This window comes from Herbaspirillum sp. NPDC101396 (assembly GCF_044767365.1).
Classification (GTDB): Bacteria; Pseudomonadota; Gammaproteobacteria; order Burkholderiales; family Burkholderiaceae_D; genus Herbaspirillum.
Genome location: NZ_JBIWNT010000001.1, coordinates 876,476 through 894,790, shown reverse-complemented (window position 1 = coordinate 894,790; position 18,315 = coordinate 876,476). Strand labels below are relative to the sequence as shown.

The 18,315-nt window shown below is 60.1% G+C and carries 21 protein-coding genes and 1 riboswitch; of the genes, 15 read left to right on the top strand and 6 right to left on the bottom strand.

The window, feature by feature from the left end; genetic code table 11:
- Positions 1 to 31: 31 nt before the first annotated feature.
- Complete coding sequence (gene alaC, locus ACIROY_RS03980) at positions 32 to 1,264, top strand: alanine transaminase (protein WP_116432969.1); 1,233 nt, start codon at positions 32 to 34, stop codon at positions 1,262 to 1,264.
- Here the strand turns inward: alaC and ACIROY_RS03975 are convergent.
- Positions 1,261 to 1,713 carry a CopD family protein gene (locus ACIROY_RS03975; RefSeq protein WP_402340155.1) on the bottom strand — a complete coding sequence of 151 codons (453 nt, stop codon included), beginning with the start codon at positions 1,711 to 1,713 and terminating at the stop codon, positions 1,261 to 1,263. The genes alaC and ACIROY_RS03975 overlap by 4 nt on opposite strands.
- 146 nt (positions 1,714 to 1,859) lie before the next feature.
- Between ACIROY_RS03975 and ACIROY_RS03970 the strand changes: the two genes are divergently transcribed.
- The 3 genes from ACIROY_RS03970 (at position 1,860) to ACIROY_RS03960 (ending at position 4,450) form a co-directional block, all read left to right on the top strand.
- A complete protein-coding gene (locus ACIROY_RS03970) occupies positions 1,860 to 2,726 on the top strand; it encodes an MOSC domain-containing protein (protein WP_402339835.1) in 867 nt (288 codons plus the stop codon).
- Positions 2,727 to 2,933: 207 nt separating this feature from the next.
- On the top strand, positions 2,934 to 4,079 hold the full coding sequence (locus tag ACIROY_RS03965) for a branched-chain amino acid ABC transporter substrate-binding protein (RefSeq protein WP_402339832.1): 1,146 nt from the start codon (positions 2,934 to 2,936) through the stop codon (positions 4,077 to 4,079).
- Positions 4,080 to 4,132: 53 nt separating this feature from the next.
- Positions 4,133 to 4,450, top strand: a complete 318-nt coding sequence (locus ACIROY_RS03960; protein WP_402270922.1) for a hypothetical protein — start codon at positions 4,133 to 4,135, stop codon at positions 4,448 to 4,450.
- Positions 4,451 to 4,574: 124 nt separating this feature from the next.
- Here ACIROY_RS03960 and ACIROY_RS03955 read toward each other — a convergent pair whose 3' ends face one another.
- The 5 genes from ACIROY_RS03955 to ACIROY_RS03935 form a co-directional block, all read right to left on the bottom strand.
- Positions 4,575 to 5,081 (bottom strand): hypothetical protein, encoded by a 507-nt coding sequence (locus ACIROY_RS03955; RefSeq protein ID WP_402270925.1) that lies wholly within the window; start codon positions 5,079 to 5,081, stop codon positions 4,575 to 4,577.
- 158 nt (positions 5,082 to 5,239) lie between these two features.
- Entirely contained in the window at positions 5,240 to 5,998 is a 759-nt protein-coding gene (locus tag ACIROY_RS03950) for an alpha/beta fold hydrolase (RefSeq protein ID WP_402270927.1), read from the bottom strand.
- Positions 5,995 to 6,990 (bottom strand): M14 family zinc carboxypeptidase, encoded by a 996-nt coding sequence (locus ACIROY_RS03945; protein WP_402339829.1) that lies wholly within the window; start codon positions 6,988 to 6,990, stop codon positions 5,995 to 5,997. Before ACIROY_RS03945 ends, ACIROY_RS03950 begins: the two co-directional genes overlap by 4 nt.
- 285 nt (positions 6,991 to 7,275) lie before the next feature.
- A complete protein-coding gene (galU, locus tag ACIROY_RS03940; RefSeq protein ID WP_402270933.1) occupies positions 7,276 to 8,217 on the bottom strand; it encodes a UTP--glucose-1-phosphate uridylyltransferase GalU in 942 nt (313 codons plus the stop codon).
- A gap of 56 nt (positions 8,218 to 8,273) precedes the next feature.
- Complete coding sequence (locus ACIROY_RS03935) at positions 8,274 to 8,477, bottom strand: hypothetical protein (protein ID WP_402339826.1); 204 nt, start codon at positions 8,475 to 8,477, stop codon at positions 8,274 to 8,276.
- Between the two features lie 317 nt (positions 8,478 to 8,794).
- On the opposite strand from ACIROY_RS03935, the gene ACIROY_RS03930 reads away from it, so the two are divergent.
- The 11 genes from ACIROY_RS03930 to ACIROY_RS03880 all read left to right on the top strand — a co-directional run bounded on the left by ACIROY_RS03930 (position 8,795) and on the right by ACIROY_RS03880 (position 18,302).
- A complete protein-coding gene (locus ACIROY_RS03930) occupies positions 8,795 to 9,046 on the top strand; it encodes a GlsB/YeaQ/YmgE family stress response membrane protein (RefSeq protein ID WP_402270938.1) in 252 nt (83 codons plus the stop codon).
- A gap of 150 nt (positions 9,047 to 9,196) precedes the next feature.
- Positions 9,197 to 9,556 carry a hypothetical protein gene (locus tag ACIROY_RS03925; protein WP_402270941.1) on the top strand — a complete coding sequence of 120 codons (360 nt, stop codon included), beginning with the start codon at positions 9,197 to 9,199 and terminating at the stop codon, positions 9,554 to 9,556.
- 285 nt (positions 9,557 to 9,841) lie between these two features.
- Entirely contained in the window at positions 9,842 to 11,491 is a 1,650-nt protein-coding gene (gene pgm / locus ACIROY_RS03920) for a phosphoglucomutase (alpha-D-glucose-1,6-bisphosphate-dependent) (protein ID WP_402339823.1), read from the top strand.
- A 197-nt stretch (positions 11,492 to 11,688) separates the two neighbouring features.
- Positions 11,689 to 11,865, top strand: a complete 177-nt coding sequence (locus ACIROY_RS03915; protein ID WP_402270946.1) for a hypothetical protein — start codon at positions 11,689 to 11,691, stop codon at positions 11,863 to 11,865.
- 11 nt (positions 11,866 to 11,876) lie between these two features.
- Positions 11,877 to 12,452 carry a hypothetical protein gene (locus ACIROY_RS03910; RefSeq protein WP_402339820.1) on the top strand — a complete coding sequence of 192 codons (576 nt, stop codon included), beginning with the start codon at positions 11,877 to 11,879 and terminating at the stop codon, positions 12,450 to 12,452.
- Positions 12,453 to 12,624: 172 nt separating this feature from the next.
- Positions 12,625 to 13,923 (top strand): cation:proton antiporter, encoded by a 1,299-nt coding sequence (locus ACIROY_RS03905; RefSeq protein WP_402339817.1) that lies wholly within the window; start codon positions 12,625 to 12,627, stop codon positions 13,921 to 13,923.
- Between the two features lie 212 nt (positions 13,924 to 14,135).
- Positions 14,136 to 15,800 carry a methyl-accepting chemotaxis protein gene (locus ACIROY_RS03900; RefSeq protein WP_402339815.1) on the top strand — a complete coding sequence of 555 codons (1,665 nt, stop codon included), beginning with the start codon at positions 14,136 to 14,138 and terminating at the stop codon, positions 15,798 to 15,800.
- Positions 15,801 to 16,057: 257 nt separating this feature from the next.
- On the top strand, positions 16,058 to 16,213 hold the full coding sequence (locus ACIROY_RS03895; protein ID WP_402270954.1) for a hypothetical protein: 156 nt from the start codon (positions 16,058 to 16,060) through the stop codon (positions 16,211 to 16,213).
- A gap of 46 nt (positions 16,214 to 16,259) precedes the next feature.
- A complete protein-coding gene (locus ACIROY_RS03890) occupies positions 16,260 to 16,694 on the top strand; it encodes a hypothetical protein (protein ID WP_402339812.1) in 435 nt (144 codons plus the stop codon).
- Between the two features lie 131 nt (positions 16,695 to 16,825).
- Positions 16,826 to 17,139: riboswitch (cobalamin riboswitch) on the top strand.
- A 164-nt stretch (positions 17,140 to 17,303) separates the two neighbouring features.
- Positions 17,304 to 17,525: a CbtB domain-containing protein gene (locus tag ACIROY_RS03885; protein WP_402270957.1), complete on the top strand. Its 222-nt coding sequence runs from the start codon at positions 17,304 to 17,306 to the stop codon at positions 17,523 to 17,525.
- A gap of 21 nt (positions 17,526 to 17,546) precedes the next feature.
- Positions 17,547 to 18,302: a CbtA family protein gene (locus tag ACIROY_RS03880; RefSeq protein WP_402339809.1), complete on the top strand. Its 756-nt coding sequence runs from the start codon at positions 17,547 to 17,549 to the stop codon at positions 18,300 to 18,302.
- The last annotated feature ends 13 nt before the right edge of the window (positions 18,303 to 18,315 follow it).

The window sequence follows — 18,315 nt, the reverse complement described above, 5'->3', positions numbered from 1 at the left end:
ACGGTTCCGGGCGCTTACGTGAAAGTACAACATGACTCAATCCCGCAGTCCGCGCAGCTTTGCGCGCATCGATCGTCTTCCCCCTTACGTTTTTAACATCACCGCCGAACTCAAGATGGCCGCACGCCGTCGCGGCGAGGACATCATCGACATGTCGATGGGCAACCCCGACGGCGCCACGCCGCCGCACATCGTCGAGAAGCTGGTTGAAGTGGCGCAGCGTCCCGACACGCACGGCTACTCGGCGTCGAAGGGCATCCCGCGACTGCGCCGCGCCATCACGCACTGGTACAAGAGCCGTTACGACGTCGAGTTCAATCCGGACAGTGAAGCGATCGTCACGATCGGCTCCAAGGAAGGCCTGGCGCATCTGATGCTGGCCACGCTGGACAAGGGTGATACCGTGCTGGTGCCGAACCCGAGTTACCCGATTCATATCTACGGCGCGGTGATTGCCGGCGCCGACATCCGCTCGGTGCGCATGAGTCCGGACGTGGATTTTTTCTCCGAGCTGGAGCGCGCCATCCGCGAGAGCTATCCCAAGCCCAAGATGATGGTGCTGGGCTTCCCGTCGAATCCGACCGCGCAATGCGTGGAGCTGGAGTTCTTCGAGCGCGTGATCAAACTGGCGCGCGAGCACAATATCCTGGTGGTGCACGACCTGGCTTACGCCGACATCACCTTCGACGGCTGGAAAGCGCCGTCCATCATGCAGGTCGAGGGTGCGCGCGAAGTTGCTGTGGAATTTTTCACGCTGTCCAAGAGCTACAACATGGCCGGCTGGCGCATCGGTTTCATGGTCGGCAATAAGGAACTGGTGGCGGCCCTGGCGCGCATCAAGAGTTATCACGACTACGGCAGTTTCACACCGGTGCAGGTGGCGGCGATCGCCGCGCTGGAAGGCGACCAGTCCTGCGTGGAAGAGATCCGCGCCAACTATGAAAGCCGCCGCAACGTGCTGGTCAAGGGCTTGCATGAAGCCGGCTGGATGGTCGATGTACCGAAGGCGTCCATGTACATCTGGGCGCGCATTCCCGAGGCTTACCGTCATCTCGGCTCGCTGGAATTTGCGCGTCAGTTGCTGGAAAAGGCCAAGGTCTGCGTCTCGCCCGGCATCGGCTTCGGTGAATACGGCGATGAATACGTGCGTTTCGCGCTGATCGAAAATGAAGCGCGCATCCGTCAGGCGATCCGCGGCATCAAGACCATGCTGCGCGGTGAAAAGGAAGCCCCGTCGAAAGACAAGGCGGTCCGGAAAACTTAAACCTGTGTGAGCAGCGGCCCGAGCGCGCCGAGGGTGACGACGATCAGTCCGAGGATCAGGTTGATGCCGACGATGCGGCGGATCTGTCCGAGCGCTGCACCGCCGGCAGCCCAGTCTTCAGCCGCGACGGCGCGCTTGAGGCGCTTGTATGGCGCGAAGAACAGATGCGCGAAGATCAGCATCATCAGGATGCCGAGCCCGGCCATGCCGGAGATATACACCGGCGGCTTGCCTATCTGCGCCATCATGAGCAGGCCGCTGGCCAGGATCAGTGCGATCGCCAGCCAGACCCAGGTGAAGAATTTGCCGAAGACGCCGTTCCACAGCGCCAGCCGCGCGGGCGGTTGCAAGACGACTGCCGCGACGGGGCGCAGGCACAGGTAGGCGAAGAACATGCCGCCGACCCAGACGGTGAAACCGAGAATATGCAAATATTTGGCGAAGAGCATCATGGCAAAAGTGATCTATGTGGTGAACCCGGCAATGGACTGCTGGCAGTCCGGCGAATGCGGATTGTCGCATGCCCGGCGGAAGCGCAGGGCGCAGCCATGCGGATTGCTTCAAATCATAAAAATATCCCAGTGAAGACCGACCCATGATTACCCTGAGCGCCTTGCACATCTATCCCATCAAATCCTGCGGCGGCATCAGCTTGCAGCAAACCGCCGTCGGCGTGTTCGGCCTGAACCTGGACCGCAGCTGGATGCTGGTCGACCGCGAAGGACGCTTCCTGTCGCAACGCGAACATGGACGCATGGCGACAATATCGACAGCGTTGGAGCACGATACGCCGGCGCTGCTGACCGTGCGTGCGCCCGGCATGGCCGCCCTTCACTTGCCGACACGCATCGAGCAGGGCGCTCCGAGATTGCCGGTGACGATCTGGGATGACGGCGTCGAAGCGCTTGACTGCGGCGCCGCTGCGCATCGCTGGTTTTCGGATTACCTGCAGGCCGATGTGCGGCTGGTGCGTTTTGATCCGCAGTCCCGGCGCGTCTGCAGCCAGCGCTGGACCGGAGACCTCACGGCGACGACGCAGTTTTCCGACGGTTTTCCGATTCTGGTGGTGGGCGAAGCATCGCTGCAAGACCTCAACCTGCGCCTGCAAAAGAAAGGCGCGCCGGCATTGCCGATGGATCGCTTCCGGCCCAACCTGGTGCTGTCGGGACTGGAGGCCTACGAAGAAGATTACCTCGACACGCTGAGCTTCGGTCCGGTCGGCAGGGAAGTCGTGCTCAAGCTGGTCAAGCCGTGTGCGCGCTGTCCGGTGCCCGGCATTGACCAGCAGACCGGCCTGCGCGATGCCGACTGGCCTGACGAACCGCTCGATACGATGGCCGCTTACCGCGCCAACGACCGCGTCGGCGGCGGCCTGACGTTCGGTCAGAACGCGATCGTGGTGCAGGGCTGGGACTATCTGCTCGAGGTCGGGCAGGACGTCGCGGGCGAACTGGCTTTTTGAGCCCGGCCTTATGGCCTTCGGATCTTCCGATATTTCGCTGCGGTATTAGCTGCAATTTCCTGACAGCAGCATTCTTTTATTTGTCATGCTCGCAGTCGTTCTTTGAGGTACATTCCCACGAGAACAGGCATAAAACTTGCGATATCCGCCGAGGTTATTGATGTCTTTCATGCAAGCGACTTGTTAAGAATCTGGGGAAATGAACGAATGAAGCTGCTGGGTTCCTTGAAACTGCTGTGTGTGGGTGCAGCAGCGTTGTTGTCCTTGGCCGCAACGGCCGAAGACCGGACGGTACTGATAGGTTATGCGGCGCCATTGACCGGCGCCTCGGGCTCCATTGGCGCCAGTCTGGTGCAGGCGGCGGAAATTGCGGTGGAGGACGCCAACCGGCAAGGCCTGCGCATCAACGGCGACAAGCTGGTGTTCAAGCTGCTGGTGCAGGACGACCGCTCCGATATGCGCACCGGCCTGCTGGTGGCGGAGTATCTGGTGAAAAGCGGCGTCGTCGGCGTCATCGGTCACTGGAACTCGGGCGTCGGCATCCCGGCCTCGCGTATCTACAACAAGGCCGATGTCGTGCAGATCGCCCAGGCCACGACGTCGCACGCTTATACGCAGCAATCCTTCCCGACCGCCTTTCGCATCGTGCCGCACGATGACGAGAATGCGTACTACACCGCCGAATACGTGGTGCGCCAGATGAAGGCGCAACGCATCGCCATCATTGACGACCGGACTCCGTTCGGCAATGGCTACGCCAGTCAGTTCGCGCAGTCGGTCGAATCATTCAAGGGCACTATCGTCAGCCGGAACGGCATCAGCAGCCGCACCTCGGATTTCAACGCGGTGCTCAAGAACATCCAGAAGCAGAATCCCGACGTGGTCTTCTTTGGCGGGCTGGATGCGCAGGCCGGACAACTGGCGCGTGAGTTGCGCCGCTTCGGCATCAACGCTCCGCTGGTCGGCGTCGGCGGTACGGTCGGTCCGCAGTTCCTGAAGGCGGCGGGCGAAGCCGGCAACGGCACCATCGCGCTGGAGCCCGGTCCGGCCGCTTACAAGGGCGCGCAATGGCAGCAGTTCGACAAGGCTTACAAGAGCCGCCACGGTGAGGACATGGGCTTGTATGCACCTTTTTCCTATGATGCGGTGCAGGTGCTGGTGGCAGCGATCCGCCAGGCCAATTCTCTCGACCTGCAACGGATAGTGGCAGCGATGCATCAGGTCAGGCACAATGGTCTGACGGGATTGGTGGCGTTCGACCAGGAAGGCAATCTTGCCAATCCGGTGTTTACCATCTACCAGGTCCGGAATCAGAAATGGACACCGCTGAAAACCATCGGCGGCAAGAAGTAGCCGAGAAGTAGCCGAGAAGTAGCTGAGCAGGACAACAACCTTTCCAGGAATACATGCCCGTCATCCGCATCATTACCGCCGTCAATTTCAACAAGCAAGGCCACGTGCAATACGTGCGTTGGGGATTGGCGGACACCGATACCAATCGCTGGACCACCGCGCCGAGCGCAAGCCACATCATCCATGTGCTGGAAGCGCTCAAGTACGGCGAAGAGGTATGGACGATTTTCCCGGAAGGAAAACACGTTGTGGCAGGGCCGCGCGTGCACGCGGTGAAGCTCAAGCCGGGACTGAAGACGATCGCGATTCTCGATCCTGAAGAAGGCGAAGCGGGGGCGGGCCATACGCTGGAGCGTTTGCCGGTGTTTTGATGCGCAGGGGGCGGATTAAGGCGGGAACGTAAAGCCGCGATGCAAAGCAAAGATACAGGGCATGGAAGCGCTGCTTCATCCCCGGCAGTCAATCCCCGGGGATGAGGTTACAGGCGACAACTGCTTATTTCTTCGGACGGCCGACCTTCAGCGGCGTCAGGCCTGCCAGCAGCGTCTTCAGCTTGCCGGTTTCCAGGTTCTTGATCAGCGACACGCCGATGCGCAGCAGATCGCTCTTCTTGATTTCAAATCCGGCCTTGAGGCAAGCTTTCTTGACCTGGCCCAACACTTCATATTCGGTTTCCGGCATGGTGAAGCTGTCGCGCACTTGCTTGACTTTCTTGAGCTTCAGTTCGGCTTTCTTTTCGATCTTGGCGACGGCTTTGGCAACCGGTTTTGTGACCGGCTTCACGGTGGTCCTGGCGATCGGCGCCAGCGGCTTCTTCAGTGCAGGTGCGACGGCCTTGGCGACTGGCTTTTTGGCCACGACTGCCGGCTTGGCAGCAATCTTCTTTACTGCGGGCTTCTTCACCGCAGGAGTCTTGACCGCCGCTTTGACCACTGCCTTGACGGCTGGCTTTGCTGCTGTTGCGCGTACAGCTGGTTTTGCCTGAGTTTTTTGTGTTGCCATGGTTGCTCCATTAAAAAATAATATAAACAATATATATTTTTTTACTGCGTTGGGCAATCGCAAACGCGCTGCCCGCCTGATTTCAACGTTTTTTACCGGTTTTTCTTTCAAGTGAAAGCGATGTAATCGTTATCATCGTCATTTGAATACGCATCGCATCATGATGCATCACCCTCCGATATCCAGTTGCGGACCTGTTGCGCTACCCAATCGGGCTCATCCAATGTAAGGTCATGCCCGGCGCTGTCATGCGCACGCAGCGGCGCTTGCCATTGCTGTGCCAGTGTTCGGGAACAGTGTGGATTGACCAGCTTGTCACCCATCCCGCACAACACCAGCAAGTCCGTCGCCGGCGCCCGCAGCGGCGCTTGGTAACGCATCGCCGCCGACAACTGGCGCAAGGCGTTGGCGCGTGTCACCGGCCGTTCGCGCAGATAGCGCATCCATTCGCTGAGCAGCCGTGCCGGCGGATGGCGATTGCCGGTGAGTCGCAGGATGGTGCGCTCGCGCCAGGCGTCGTCATCCTTGCCGATGACCAGTCGCAGCAGCGTCGCATAATTGCGCGGACGCAGGCGATGGTAGAACGGGCTGAACGGACGCAGGCTGGTATTGATCAACACTGCCTTGTCAATCTCGTCGGGATGGCGCGTGGCCCAATCACAGGCGACCATGGCGCCGAGCGACAGCGCCAGCAGATTGTAGGGCGGGGCGATGCCGCGCTCCCGCAACTGGCGGCGGCAGCTTTCGCTCATGGCGTGTACGTGGTCCGGACTGCGCTGACGATGCAGGCTGCCGTTGCCGGGCAGGTCGAGCATGACGATATCGTCCATCGGCAGGTATGTCCCAAACACCTGCGGAAATTCTCCCCAGTGCCGGGTTTCTCGCATCAGGCCGCGCAACAGGATCCACGTCCTCATGCCGGCGTCACCCTGATCGGCGTGCTACCGTCTTCGCTGGGCAGCCAGTGCTGATGCGCGCAAGCGGCGCGCGTAAGGAAATCAAACCAGACCAGGTGGCTGCGCAGCACGCGTTGCAAGCGGTGCGGCTTATTCGGGTTGAACATGCCGGCGCGTGTGAATAGTTGGCGCGGATTCTTCTTGACCCAGCGCCACGAACCCATCTCCAGCGTCAGCGGCAGGAATACGTGGTCGGTCTCGGCGGCGGTCTGCAGATACAGGTAATCCCATAAATCGCCATGCGTCAGGTATTGCATGCTCTGCGGTTCAAACAGGTAATTGTGGTCGGCGTAGGTCTGGCTGAACAAGTCCTGGAGCGCCTGGATTTGCGGCATGTGACGTATCGGTTGCGAGCTGTGCGCGAACGGAAACCAGATACGGTCCTGCAGGCCGAAACCGGAGTGACAATCCAGCGCGACGCTGAATTTGCGGCTGCTCAGTTCCTGCCGCACGACGTCGCACAGCGCCTGCGCCTCGACTTGCATCGGCGCGTCGGCCGGTCCGCGGTACCACGGCAAGCGTGCGCTGAAGCGTTGGCCTCCGAGCATGAACGGGACTTTTTCCAGCGAATCAACCGGCGCATTGCGCATCAGGTCAATGCCGTTGGCATTGCAGCGGGTGTTGTTCCACATGCCCGCCGGATTGACCAGCGGCATGAAGATAAGGCGCACCGACTCCAGTTGGTGATGCAGGACCTTGTCCCACTTGAGGCGGCCCAGCAGGCTGCGCAGGAAGGCCAGCAGGATGCGCGTGCCGATGCGTTCCAGCCCGTGCACGCCACCGAAGAATCCGACCGCCGGCGCTTGCGGATCGCTGCTGCCGATGCTGAGTACATACACCGGGAAATGACGCCCGAGGAATTCGATGTTGCAGGCGGAGCGTGCTTCGAGCAGCGGCGCGCCGGCCTGGATGATGCGTTCCAGTTCAATCAGTTCGGGTAGCTTCTGATCCATGCGGCTGCCGGCTCCTTGGGCGCAACGTCATTGTGGGGACAGTGGGGACTGCGGTCCGCAACTATTCTTGCACACAATTGCGGCAGCAAAATGACAAGCGTGTTTCAAACGGATGACCGGGACGTCGTCGCTCAAAAAAAGGAACCTGTCGCCGCCATCGTTGAAGAGGGCGAGGACAGGCCAAGAGGGGGAAGGTGAATGAAAAAACTACTGCACACTACAGGAGACTACGGCGCTACAAAAAACCTTTGGATTGCGGTGAATCAGACGAAATGCAGACGTGACTCAGGCAATCTTGGCCAGACGCACTGGCGGATGTTCGATCTTGCTTTCTTCCTCGGCGGCATGGACTTCGCGCAGGTACTCGCTGAATTCCTTGCCGACTTCTACGTGCTTGGCGCCCATCGCGACGGTTGCCTTGAGGTAGCCGAGCTTGGAGCCGCAGTCGTAGCGCTGGCCTTCGTAGCGATAGGCCAGCACGGTCTCGTCGCGCATCAGGTCGGCGATGCCGTCGGTCAGCTGGATCTCGCCACCGGCGCCTTTGCCGATGTTTTCGAGGCGTTCGAAGATGCCCGGGGTCAGTACATAACGGCCGACCACGGCGAGTGTGGAAGGAGCGACGTCCGGCGCCGGTTTTTCAACGATGCCGCTGATAACATCCAGGCGATCGCTATGGGCGCTGCCAGGGTTCGTGCTGACGATACCGTATTGCTTGGTGTCGCTGCGAGGTACGTCCTGCACCGCGAGAAGGCTCTTCTGTTCGGTATCGAACACGTCCAGCATCTGCGCCAGCACGTTCTTGCCGCCTTCCGGCGCATCCATGAAATCGTCCGCCAGTACAACGGCGAACGGTTCGTCGCCGACCAGCGATTTGGCGCACAGCACGGCATGGCCGAGACCCAGCGGCGCCGACTGGCGGATATAGACGCAATTGACATGCTTCGGAATGACGTTGCGCGCAAACTCCAGCAACTTGGTCTTGCCGGCGGCTTCGAGCTCGCTTTCCAGTTCGTATGCGGTATCGAAATGATCTTCAATCGCGCGCTTGTTGCGGCCGGTGATGAAGATCATTTCGGTAATGCCCGCTGCAACAGCTTCTTCGACGGCGTACTGGATCAGCGGCTTGTCGACGATGGGCAGCATTTCTTTTGGTTGTGCTTTGGTCGCAGGCAAAAAGCGGCTACCGAGGCCCGCAACGGGGAAAACGGCTTTAGTGATTTTTTTCATGATGTTCCTTGATGATCGAACGAGGGACGAATATGGAATGAATGCAAGGACGGTGGTCAGGATTTCTGCATGGGCGAACGTTGTTGACGCTTGCTCTTGTGCAGCGACACCAGCATCGCGCAGGAATGAAACAGCGGCGCCGCGCCGGGACAGGCCTGGCTTAGGAAACCGGCTGCCAGGAAAGGCCACGACGACCTGTCGTCAAAGCGGTTGCCAAGGCGGTTGTTGATATGCGTTCGAACCTTGCGAAGTTGATGCATGGTGTTTCCCCCGTTAATTAGTTGACGCCAGCATAAAAAAACCGACCGGTGTTTGGCTATAGGAAACATTCCTTTTGATTTGTAGGAATTCGAGAATGTAGGACAAGCCGCGAAGTCCCTGAACGCGGGCGCTTGCCGCTTGTCCTACAAGGGAATTGGCCGCTGTCCGATATTGCCGTTTCGGTCCGGCAAATAAGATTCTGTCAGCCGCTTGCAACTTCGCTTGTCATGTTCGTTTGCGATGTTCGTTTGGGACGTCACACGTTGCATTGAGTTGCATTGCGGGTTTAAAGAAAAATAACTTTGAAAGGAACATCATGTCTCATGGAATTATTGTCTGGCTGATCATCGGCGCAGTAGCAGGCTGGCTGGCCGGCGTACTGGTCAAGGGCGGCGGCTTCGGCTTGCTGGTTGATATTCTGGTGGGTATCGTCGGCGCCTTCATCGGCGGCTGGCTGGCCGGTTTGCTGGGTATCGGCATCGGCGGCGGCATCGCTGCATCCATCGTTACCGCCACCATCGGCGCGGTTGTCCTTCTCCTGATCCTGAGGCTCATCCGGCGCGCTTAGGGCGTCATTTGACGCCGATATTGGCATGCGGAAAAAGTCACACAAAGAAGACGAAGACTGCGGACGTTGTCACTCATGTATCGTTCGCAGTCGATATCTCGTGTACAGTAAAAACGTGCAGAAGATTCCTTCATTGCGGGAGTGAAGATCATGCAGACCACAGAAACCAACGACAGAATCATTTCCATCCATTCGTCAGGCGTGGCATCAGGCAGCTCGACGAAGTCCACACGTGCGCTTTCCAGCGTGCCGCAGCCTTACCAGCCAAGCCAGCCTCATGTGCTGACTGAGGATGTGAAGGCGGAATTGGCGCAGGCCAATCAGCGACGCCGTGAGAACCTCTATCCGCGACTGGCGCAGGCCTTGGCGACAGTGGAGCAGAGCAGCATCACGCGCAGCTATTCGGAAGAGCGCGCGATGTCCCTGCAAGAACTCGCGGCCGCTAACAAGGCGCGACGCAGCAAGTTGCGCGAAGCAGGTTATGCGCTGCCCATGGTCAGCATGGCGTAACGTGCATGGCAGACGTACCAGACGAACGTGATACAACGGATCTCGTAGTCCCGCTGTTTCTTTGATCGTCTCGCCGCAACATTTCCTTCGACATTCCAGCCCGCATCAACAGATATCCGAAATGCACGGCTACGCATGCCGTCGGCTGTGGTCGGCGCTACAGCGCTACAATACGGGGCCAGGCGAATCCAATTCGCGTGCAGGCGTGACTGCGTCAATGCCTGCGGTCGGACAACCGGTTTATGCCCCAAAGATTTATCTCCTTATTCTGAGAAACGACATTACATGAGCAGCATCAGCCCTCTGGCCGGCCAACGCGCCGCTATTTCTTCCCTGGTCGACGTCCCCGTGCTGGTGACCAGCTATTACAGCCTGCGTCCCGATGCGGGCATCGCGTCGCATCAGGTGGCATTCGGCACCTCGGGGCATCGCGGCAGTTCGCTCAACTACAGTTTCAATGAATGGCACGTACTCGCAATCACGCAGGCGATCTGCGACTACCGCGCCGAAAACAAGATCAACGGTCCACTCTTCATCGGCATCGATACGCATGCACTATCGGCGCCGGCCTTCGCCAGTGCGCTCGAAGTGCTCGCCGCCAACGGCGTGCAGACCATGGTGGCGCGCGGGACGCCTTACACACCCACGCCAGCGATATCGCACGCCATTCTCATGCACAACCGCATGCATCCCTCGGCGCAAGCCGATGGCATCGTCATCACGCCTTCGCACAACCCGCCCGACAATGGCGGTTTCAAGTACAACACGCCTAACGGCGGTCCGGCTGACACCAACGTCACCAGCTGGATCGAGAAACGCGCCAACGTCTATCTCCAGAGCGCTGTGCGCGACGTCAAGCGCATCCCCTACGATCGCGCCGTGCGCGCCGCCAGCACGCATCAGTACGACTACCTTGAGACCTACATCAACGATCTGCCCAACATCATCGACCTCAGTGCGATCCGTGACGCCGGCATCAGCATCGGCGTCGATCCCTTGGGTGGTGCCGGCGTGCATTACTGGGGCGCCATCGCTGATCGTTACGACCTCAAGCTGACCGTCGTCAATCAGGAAGTGGATCCGACATTTCGTTTCGTACCGATGGACTGGGATGCCCAGATCCGCATGGATCCGTCGTCGCAATACGCGATGCGCGAACTGATTTCGCTGAAGGATAAATTCGACATCGCCTTTGCCTGCGACACCGATCATGACCGTCACGGCATCGTCACCAAGAGCGTCGGTTTGATGCCATCCAATCATTACCTGTCGGCTGCGGTGTCGTATCTGTTCCAGCATCGCCCGGAATGGCGCGCCGACACCGGCGTCGGCAAGACGCTGGTCAGTAGCCAGATGATCGATCGCGTGGCGGCGCAGTTGCATCGCCCGCTGCAAGAGATGCCGATCGGCTTCAAATGGTTCGTCGGCGGCCTGCAGGATGGCAGCCTCGGTTTTGGCTGCGAAGAAAGTGCGGGCGCATCGTTCCTGCGTTTCGACGGCACGCCATGGAGCACCGACAAGGACGGCATCACCGCTGCCTTGCTGGCAGCGGAAATGACGGCGCGCACCGGCCGCGATCCCGGCGAAATCTATCAGGGCCTGACCGAGCAGCTGGGACTGCCATGCAACGGCCGTGTCGAAGCTGCGGCAACGCCTGAACAGAAGAAGCTGCTGTCGAAACTGTCGGCTGAAAACGTGCGGTCCACCCAACTGGCCGGCGAAGAGATCCGCCAGATTCTCACCACCGCTCCGGCCAATGGCAAAGCCTTCGGCGGCGTCAAGATCATTACCGACAACGGTTGGTTCGCCGCGCGTCCTTCCGGCACTGAGAGTATCTACAAGATTTACGCCGAGAGCTTCCGTGACGAACAGCATCTGCAGAGCATCTTTGCCGAAGCACAGGAAATCGTCACCGCCGCGCTCGCCGGCGGTTGAACTCTTTTTTTGCAGATGTGAGGCGGGCGTTTCGGTGCCGCCTCACGCTGTCGTATCATCCACCGCCGCGTCTTCCTTCATCCCCTGATTCTGCTGGTCCTCCTACAGGGGAATAAGTGCCTGTCCTGCTGGCAGGAGCGGCCGACTTGCCTAAGATGAACTACCAATCATGTTCCATCATGCTTAAGGAGTTCATCATGCCCAGAGGCGATAAATCTTCCTATACTGACAAGCAAAAACGCGAGGCCGCTCACATCGAAGCCGGCTATGAAAAGCGCGGCGTCAATCATAAAGAAGCGGAACGCCGTGCCTGGGCCACCGAGAACAAGGTTTCCGGCGGCGGCCGCAAGTCGGGTTCGGCGCGCAAGCATTAGGACATCGCGACATGTTCGCCGAAAGCATGATCCTGCATGCCATCACGGAGTGTGAGGCGCGCAGTGAGCGCAGTCACAATCAGCAGGCGAACCACACAGGCAAGGAGAATCACATGGCAGCCATTGACGAAAAATCCCACTCGGGGCAAAAGCCGCCGGCCCAGCAGAGCCAGTCGCAAAACCAGCAGCAAGGGCAGGACACCCCTCCGTCCGGCCGGCAACAGGCTCGCTCCAATTTTGTCGATCCACTGGGGCGCCCGATTTATCAGGGCACGCCACGTTTCACCGATCAACAAGCCGGAGGCGATCTGACCGGTGACGAATCGGATGCGCGCGATGACAACTATCTCGAAACCGGTAGTGGTCAGAATGCCCGCGACGTCTCTGCGCACGCCAGCGAATTGACGCCGGTTTCGACCGAGCTGTTGCGTTCCGCTGCGGTCGCTCCCACGGTGCGGCCTTCGATGCCCCCGACAACGACGCCGGCTGAATTGGTCGAACCGGACGGCACCGAAGATCCGGGCGCCAACGCCGACGACGGGCTGGTGCCTCGCAGCAAGGATGGCGCCGCTTCCGAGCAGCATTGAGGCGTTGTTTCCCCGACGTTAGCATCGGATTCATTCATCGCGCCTTGGCGCACAGGCGGCAGCTGACCTCATCGGAAGTCAGCTGCCGCTTTCACATGTTGCTACCTGTACCAAGCGGAGAGCGCACATCGACATTCCTACCGTCTATTTCCTGATCGCCGGCATCCTGCTGATGTTCATGGTATTCCTCGAATCAGTGCTCGAGCGACTGCCATTCAACGCGGCCATGCTATACCTGCCGATCGGCTGGCTGCTGGGGCCTGCCGGCATCGGCCTGATCCACATCGATCTGCGATCGCACGCCGACGCGCTGACCGTCATCACGCGCGTGGCCTTGCTGCTGTCGCTGTTTACGGTCGGACTCAAGCTCCGGGTGGCTTTTCGCGGCGAAGGCAGTCGTTTGTGGTGGCTTCCATTGCGCCTTGGCGTGGTGTCAATGCTGATTACCGTGCCTTTGCTGGCGATCTGCATCGCCTTCCTGTTCGGACTGCCGTTTGCCGTGGCCATGCTGCTGGCCGCTATCCTGGCGCCGACCGATCCTGTACTGGCGTCCGATGTCCAGATCAAGAATGTCGATGATCCCGATCAGTTGCGTTTCGGGCTGAGTGGCGAGGGCGGTCTCAACGACGGCAGCGCCTTCCCGTTCGTGATCCTGGCCTTGATGCTGCTGGGTGTGACCGACGAAATTGCCCAGGTCGATCACTTTGGCTGGTTCGTCGCCTGGGGTGTGTTCGCCGGCATCGGCTGCGGCGCGCTGGCGGGGTGGGCCTTGTCGCGTCTGGTGCTGTTTGCGCGCCAGCGTTTCGGCCTCGCGCTCGGCATGGAGGAATTCATGGCGATCGGCATCATCATGCTGTCTTATGGCGTGGCGGAGCTGATCCACGGCATCGGCTTCCTGTCCGTGTTCGCAGCAGGTCTGGCGATGCGCCAGGTGGAGTCTGCCAGCAGCGGCGACAAGCCGGCCGGCGAACTGATTGCCGCCGCGCAGGACAGCGGCAAGAACGCCGCTGCCGTTCATCCTGAACAGGCGCCGGTTTACCTGACCGAAACCGTGCTTGGCTTCAACCAGCAGCTGGAGCATTTCGCGGAGTTCTTCATGGTGCTGCTGATTGGCATCCTGTTATCCGAATACGGATTGTCGGGAGAGGGCGTTCTGATTGCCGGGCTGCTGTTCTTCATCGTGCGTCCGATTGCAGTGGCGCTTGGCCTGCTCGGCTCTGGCACCGAGACGTCGCATCGCTGGCTGATCGCCTGGTTCGGCATTCGCGGCGTCGGCTCGCTTTATTACTTGTGCTTCGTGCTGCAGTTCTGGCATGACAAGCTCAATGCGCGCATCGCGCAGGATGTGCTGACGGTGCTGGCGCTGTCCATCCTGTTGCATGGCATTTCATCAACGCCGTTGATGCACCTGTATTGGCGCAAGCGCGTTGCGGTCAAGGGAGACGCCACATCCGGGGAAGAAGTAAAGTAATAAAACTACATTTACTACATTCACATTTTTTACTTTGATTTGAAATTGCTCGGAGAAGCAGCGTATTTAAGGCGTAATTCGCTGGAAATAATCGACATCCTGTGCCAGAATAAATAAAAACTAGTAAAACTACATAAAATAACGTCGGCCAGCTTGTATTCTGCTCAAGTCTCTTGCCAGGTCGGCGCCTGATCAGAAACACAGGAGACCGCATGAGATTTTCCCGTCTGAAACCGCTGATGCAGTTGAAGATCGGCCACCGGCTGTCGCTTTGCTTTGGCGTCATTCTGGTGCTGATGGCCGCCGTTACTGCGCTGGCCGGCTTGTCCGCGCAACATGCGCAGGAGCAGCTGGCCGCGGCGCTCAGCCACACCAACGGCAAATCCGAAATCGCCGCGTTGATGCGCCAAAGCCTCTTCCGCCAAGGCCAGGCCGCGCGCAACGTCGGCACGCTGACCGATCTCAGCGCCATGCAAAAGGAAATGGCCCGCATCGGCATCGAACGCAAGCGCTACCGCGTCAATCAGGATGCCTTGCTCAAGCTCGGCGTCACCGCAGAAGAGCGCGCCATCATCTCGGATATGGCCGCCTATGACAGCCGCAGCGAACCGTTCATGCGGCAGGCGGAAGAATTCGCCGCCGGCTTCAATGCCGGGCAGGCCACCAAGCTGCTCAATGCCGAAGTGGCGCCCCTGCAGAGCCAGTGGCTGGAATCCATCGACAAGCTGGTCAAACTGGAACAGGGGCAGATCCAGCGCGACCTGGACGATTTCGCGCAGAGCGGCCGTCGCACCACGCTGGCGACCATTGCGATTTGTGCAGTGGCGATGTTGTTGGCGGTGCTGGTGGCATGGCGCCTGAATCGCAGCATCACGCGTCCGCTTAACGAAGCGGTGAGTCTGGCTTCCCGCGTGGCGGCAGGTGATCTGACGGCGCACATCGCGACCGGCGGCAGGGATGAGACAGGACAGTTGCTGAACGCCCTGGGCAGCATGAATCGAAGCTTGCTGCAGACTGTCAGCGAAGTGCGGAACGGCACCCAAAGCATCTTCCGCGTATCGCAGCGAAATGCCGTCGGCAACACTGATCTGGCGGCGCGCACCGATGCCCAGGCCGGCTCCTTGCAACAGACTGCAGGCGCCATGGCCGAGCTGGCCGACATCGTCGGCCGCAATGCGGAGCAGATCGGCGAAGCCAACCGGCTGGCACAGTCGGCAGCGGACGTCGCCTCGCGGGGTGGAGAGATCGTCTCTTCGGTGGTCGGTACGATGACCTCGATCAAGGACAGTTCGCGCAAGGTGGTCGACATCATCTCGGTGATCGACGGCATTGCCTTCCAGACCAACATCCTCGCGCTCAATGCTGCGGTGGAGGCCGCACGCGCCGGTGAGCTCGGCCGCGGCTTTGCCGTGGTGGCAACCGAGGTGCGTCAGCTCGCCATGCGCAGCGCCGCAGCTGCAAAGGAAATCAAGCTGTTGATCGGTGATTCGGTTGAGCGCATCGATGCCGGCAGCCGTCAGGTCGACGACGCCGGACGCACCATGCGCGATATCGTCGATTCGGTCGAGCACGTGGTCGGCATCATGGATGAGATCGCCGCCGCCAGCGACGCCCAGCATCGCGGCATCGCCGATCTCAATCAGTCGATTGCCGGCATCGATGCCGTCACGCGCACCAACGCGACGCTGGTGGCGGAAGCCGCCATCGCCACCGCCGACATGCAGGAGCAGGCGCGCAAGCTGTGGGATGCGGTCAGTGCGTTCCGGGTCGGTTCCGCCGCTGAAGCCGGCGAGTTGCAGTTGCTGGCGACTGCTCCGGAAATCGCTCCGCAATTGACACCACGCCGTCCCTCCCTGCTTGGGGTGGCGCCGGCGTAAGAGTTGCGGAAGCCCGAAAAAGTGTTTGTCCTATACGCAGCGCCCGCGCCAGCGGGTAGCCTGTCGCTGTGACGTGAATGGTCGGCGTTGCCTTCGACCCGCGTCGCTTTTAGCTCGACCTTGAGCTTAAATTGCAGCAGAAAGGACATTCCATGCACAAGCCACAAGACATCCCGCCGGTAGAAGTACCGCCGCTGGATCCGAGCCCGCCGCAGGATCCGATTCCTCACCAGAATCCAATGTGAGGAGGCGTGCGCATGCATACACCGCAAGAACCGCAGGAAACGCCGCCGACCGCGCCGCCACCTAAAGACATCCCGCCGGACGAATACAACCCGGTGGAAGATCCGCCTCTCAATCCGCCCGAGCCCGGCATCCCCGAGCCGCCCGAGACGCCGATCAGAATGGCGTAGAGCCGTGCACGAACAATCAAGCATCACACATGAGGAGTACAGCATCATGGCAACCAGCACATTGGATCCAGACGTCTTGCCGACTTCCGATCGGCAATTAAGCAAAGGCCACGACAACCACGCGCTTGGGCCGGGCGACAGCTCGGACAGCGGCAGCGACATGATGAACATCGCCACCGAAGCCGACAGCGATTCGCACGGCACCGGCGAGCGTGCCTCGGTCGAACGCGGCTCGCGGGACCGCGCTCCGGAAGTGCCGGAGTCGGTCGAGCAGGTCGCCAGTGACGAGGAAGGCGGCGAAGACATCGTCGCCGCCGACGAACGTGAGCTCGAAAAACAGACCGATAGCGTCAAGGAGTCGAAAAAGATCAAGCGTGATCACGATCTCGACGATGCCTTGGAAGACACGTTTCCCGCCAGTGACCCCATCAACCTGACCCCGGAGCCTCCCAAAAAGGTCGCGAGAGGGCCCAATCAGTAACAGAATCACGCAGTAATCCAGGCTTCTGCTGAAGCCCAAAGCGGGCCGGTTATCCATTTGGATAACCGGCCCGCAAGCGTTTCTGCAAGCCGATTCCAGGTTGCCAGAATGGCGCGCGACACCTATACTGCCGGGGTAGCATTGCCTTGGGTATCCTGCGAATAGTCATTCGCTGGATTTAATCGGGAAGTCGGTGCGTTTGTCGGTCAATTGCAGTGAACGTCGGTGAATTGCTATTTATCATCGTTTGCAATGCCATGTGATCCGTCAGGCAAAACCCACGCTGCCCCCGCAACGGTAAGCGAATCAGCGAATCTGCATCCAGCCACTGTGCACCGGTGTTACCAACACGGCATGGGAAGGCGCAGATTCCGGTTCCGGCGAGATCATGCTCGCTGTGAACCATTCGCAAGCCCGGAGACCGGCCCTCGGTATAACGACTTGTTTTGCATCGCGGAGGGCGATCGACGGACTGCTTCCGGAATGCTGTTTCTTTGCACCCCGCGTTGTTTCCTGATTTTCCTTCGTGACGGTTCCGCTGCGCTGCTTCGCTTTAGCGCCGCAAGCGGTTGGTTTCAATCCGGCTCAGGCCCATCCGAAGGAAAACACATGGCAATCATCACCGGCGCATCCGCCCACGATACCGATACACTCGACTCCGAGTCCAATTCTGCTTCCGGCGCGCGACTCTGGCGCGATCGCATCCTGCCTGGCCTGACCGCATTCGTGCTCGGCGCCGCACTGATCTACGCTGCCGGATTTGCCTCCGCCGTGGAACTGCACAACGCCGCGCATGACGGTCGTCATTCGGCCGGCTTTCCTTGCCATTAAGACGCCAGGCGGACTACCCCGATGATCAATTTCGCAGTATTGCGACGGATTGCCCCCGTCGTCCTGTTGGCCGGCGCGTTGGCCGGCCTGTTGCTGACGGCCGTGCAGCAGGCGCAAGTCTCCCGCATTATCCTGCAGGCGGAAGTCTACGAAGAAGCCGCAGCCGCCAAGGCGCATGAGCAGTCGCACGCCGCCGCGGTACCAGCTTCTGCTGCAGCTTCCACCGGCGCGCCTGCCGCGTCGGAAGCTCACGAGCATGAACATGAACACGCCGATGAATGGGAACCTGCCAACGGCTTCGAGCGTACCGCTTACACCGTGCTGGCCAACGTCAGCATGGCGATCGGCTTCGGCCTGTTCCTCGCCGCCGCGATCCTGGTCAGCGGCAAGAAAGTGACCTGGCGCTCCGGATTGCTGTGGGGCGTGGCCGGTTACCTGGTGTTCTTCGTCGCACCGTCGCTGGGCTTGCCGCCGGAAGTGCCGGGCACCGTGGCGGCGCCGCTGCATGCGCGCCAGTTGTGGTGGATCATGACGGCCGGATTGACTGCCGCCGGCCTGGGTCTCGGCGTCTATGCGCGCCATTGGACGTTGAAGTTGCTGGGACTGGTCTTGGTGGTTGTGCCGCACCTGATCGGCGCACCGCATCCGGCAGTGCCGGGCGGCGCCGCGCCGGAAGAGCTGGCGCAGGCGTTCATCCACGCCACCGCATTGGCCAATGGCATATTCTGGCTGACGTTGGGCGGACTGATCGGTTACTTCTATAAAAAATTCGTCTGAAAATTCGCCTGAA

Coding starts and splice junctions, on each gene's coding strand:
- alaC (WP_116432969.1), top strand. CDS start 32: ATGACTCAATCCCGCAGTCCGCGCAGCTTTGCGCGCATCGATCGTCTT.
- ACIROY_RS03975 (WP_402340155.1), bottom strand. CDS start 1,713: ATGCTCTTCGCCAAATATTTGCATATTCTCGGTTTCACCGTCTGGGTC.
- ACIROY_RS03970 (WP_402339835.1), top strand. CDS start 1,860: ATGATTACCCTGAGCGCCTTGCACATCTATCCCATCAAATCCTGCGGC.
- ACIROY_RS03965 (WP_402339832.1), top strand. CDS start 2,934: ATGAAGCTGCTGGGTTCCTTGAAACTGCTGTGTGTGGGTGCAGCAGCG.
- ACIROY_RS03960 (WP_402270922.1), top strand. CDS start 4,133: ATGCCCGTCATCCGCATCATTACCGCCGTCAATTTCAACAAGCAAGGC.
- ACIROY_RS03955 (WP_402270925.1), bottom strand. CDS start 5,081: ATGGCAACACAAAAAACTCAGGCAAAACCAGCTGTACGCGCAACAGCA.
- ACIROY_RS03950 (WP_402270927.1), bottom strand. CDS start 5,998: ATGAGGACGTGGATCCTGTTGCGCGGCCTGATGCGAGAAACCCGGCAC.
- ACIROY_RS03945 (WP_402339829.1), bottom strand. CDS start 6,990: ATGGATCAGAAGCTACCCGAACTGATTGAACTGGAACGCATCATCCAG.
- galU (WP_402270933.1), bottom strand. CDS start 8,217: ATGAAAAAAATCACTAAAGCCGTTTTCCCCGTTGCGGGCCTCGGTAGC.
- ACIROY_RS03935 (WP_402339826.1), bottom strand. CDS start 8,477: ATGCATCAACTTCGCAAGGTTCGAACGCATATCAACAACCGCCTTGGC.
- ACIROY_RS03930 (WP_402270938.1), top strand. CDS start 8,795: ATGTCTCATGGAATTATTGTCTGGCTGATCATCGGCGCAGTAGCAGGC.
- ACIROY_RS03925 (WP_402270941.1), top strand. CDS start 9,197: ATGCAGACCACAGAAACCAACGACAGAATCATTTCCATCCATTCGTCA.
- pgm (WP_402339823.1), top strand. CDS start 9,842: ATGAGCAGCATCAGCCCTCTGGCCGGCCAACGCGCCGCTATTTCTTCC.
- ACIROY_RS03915 (WP_402270946.1), top strand. CDS start 11,689: ATGCCCAGAGGCGATAAATCTTCCTATACTGACAAGCAAAAACGCGAG.
- ACIROY_RS03910 (WP_402339820.1), top strand. CDS start 11,877: ATGTTCGCCGAAAGCATGATCCTGCATGCCATCACGGAGTGTGAGGCG.
- ACIROY_RS03905 (WP_402339817.1), top strand. CDS start 12,625: ATGTTCATGGTATTCCTCGAATCAGTGCTCGAGCGACTGCCATTCAAC.
- ACIROY_RS03900 (WP_402339815.1), top strand. CDS start 14,136: ATGAGATTTTCCCGTCTGAAACCGCTGATGCAGTTGAAGATCGGCCAC.
- ACIROY_RS03895 (WP_402270954.1), top strand. CDS start 16,058: ATGCATACACCGCAAGAACCGCAGGAAACGCCGCCGACCGCGCCGCCA.
- ACIROY_RS03890 (WP_402339812.1), top strand. CDS start 16,260: ATGGCAACCAGCACATTGGATCCAGACGTCTTGCCGACTTCCGATCGG.
- ACIROY_RS03885 (WP_402270957.1), top strand. CDS start 17,304: ATGGCAATCATCACCGGCGCATCCGCCCACGATACCGATACACTCGAC.
- ACIROY_RS03880 (WP_402339809.1), top strand. CDS start 17,547: ATGATCAATTTCGCAGTATTGCGACGGATTGCCCCCGTCGTCCTGTTG.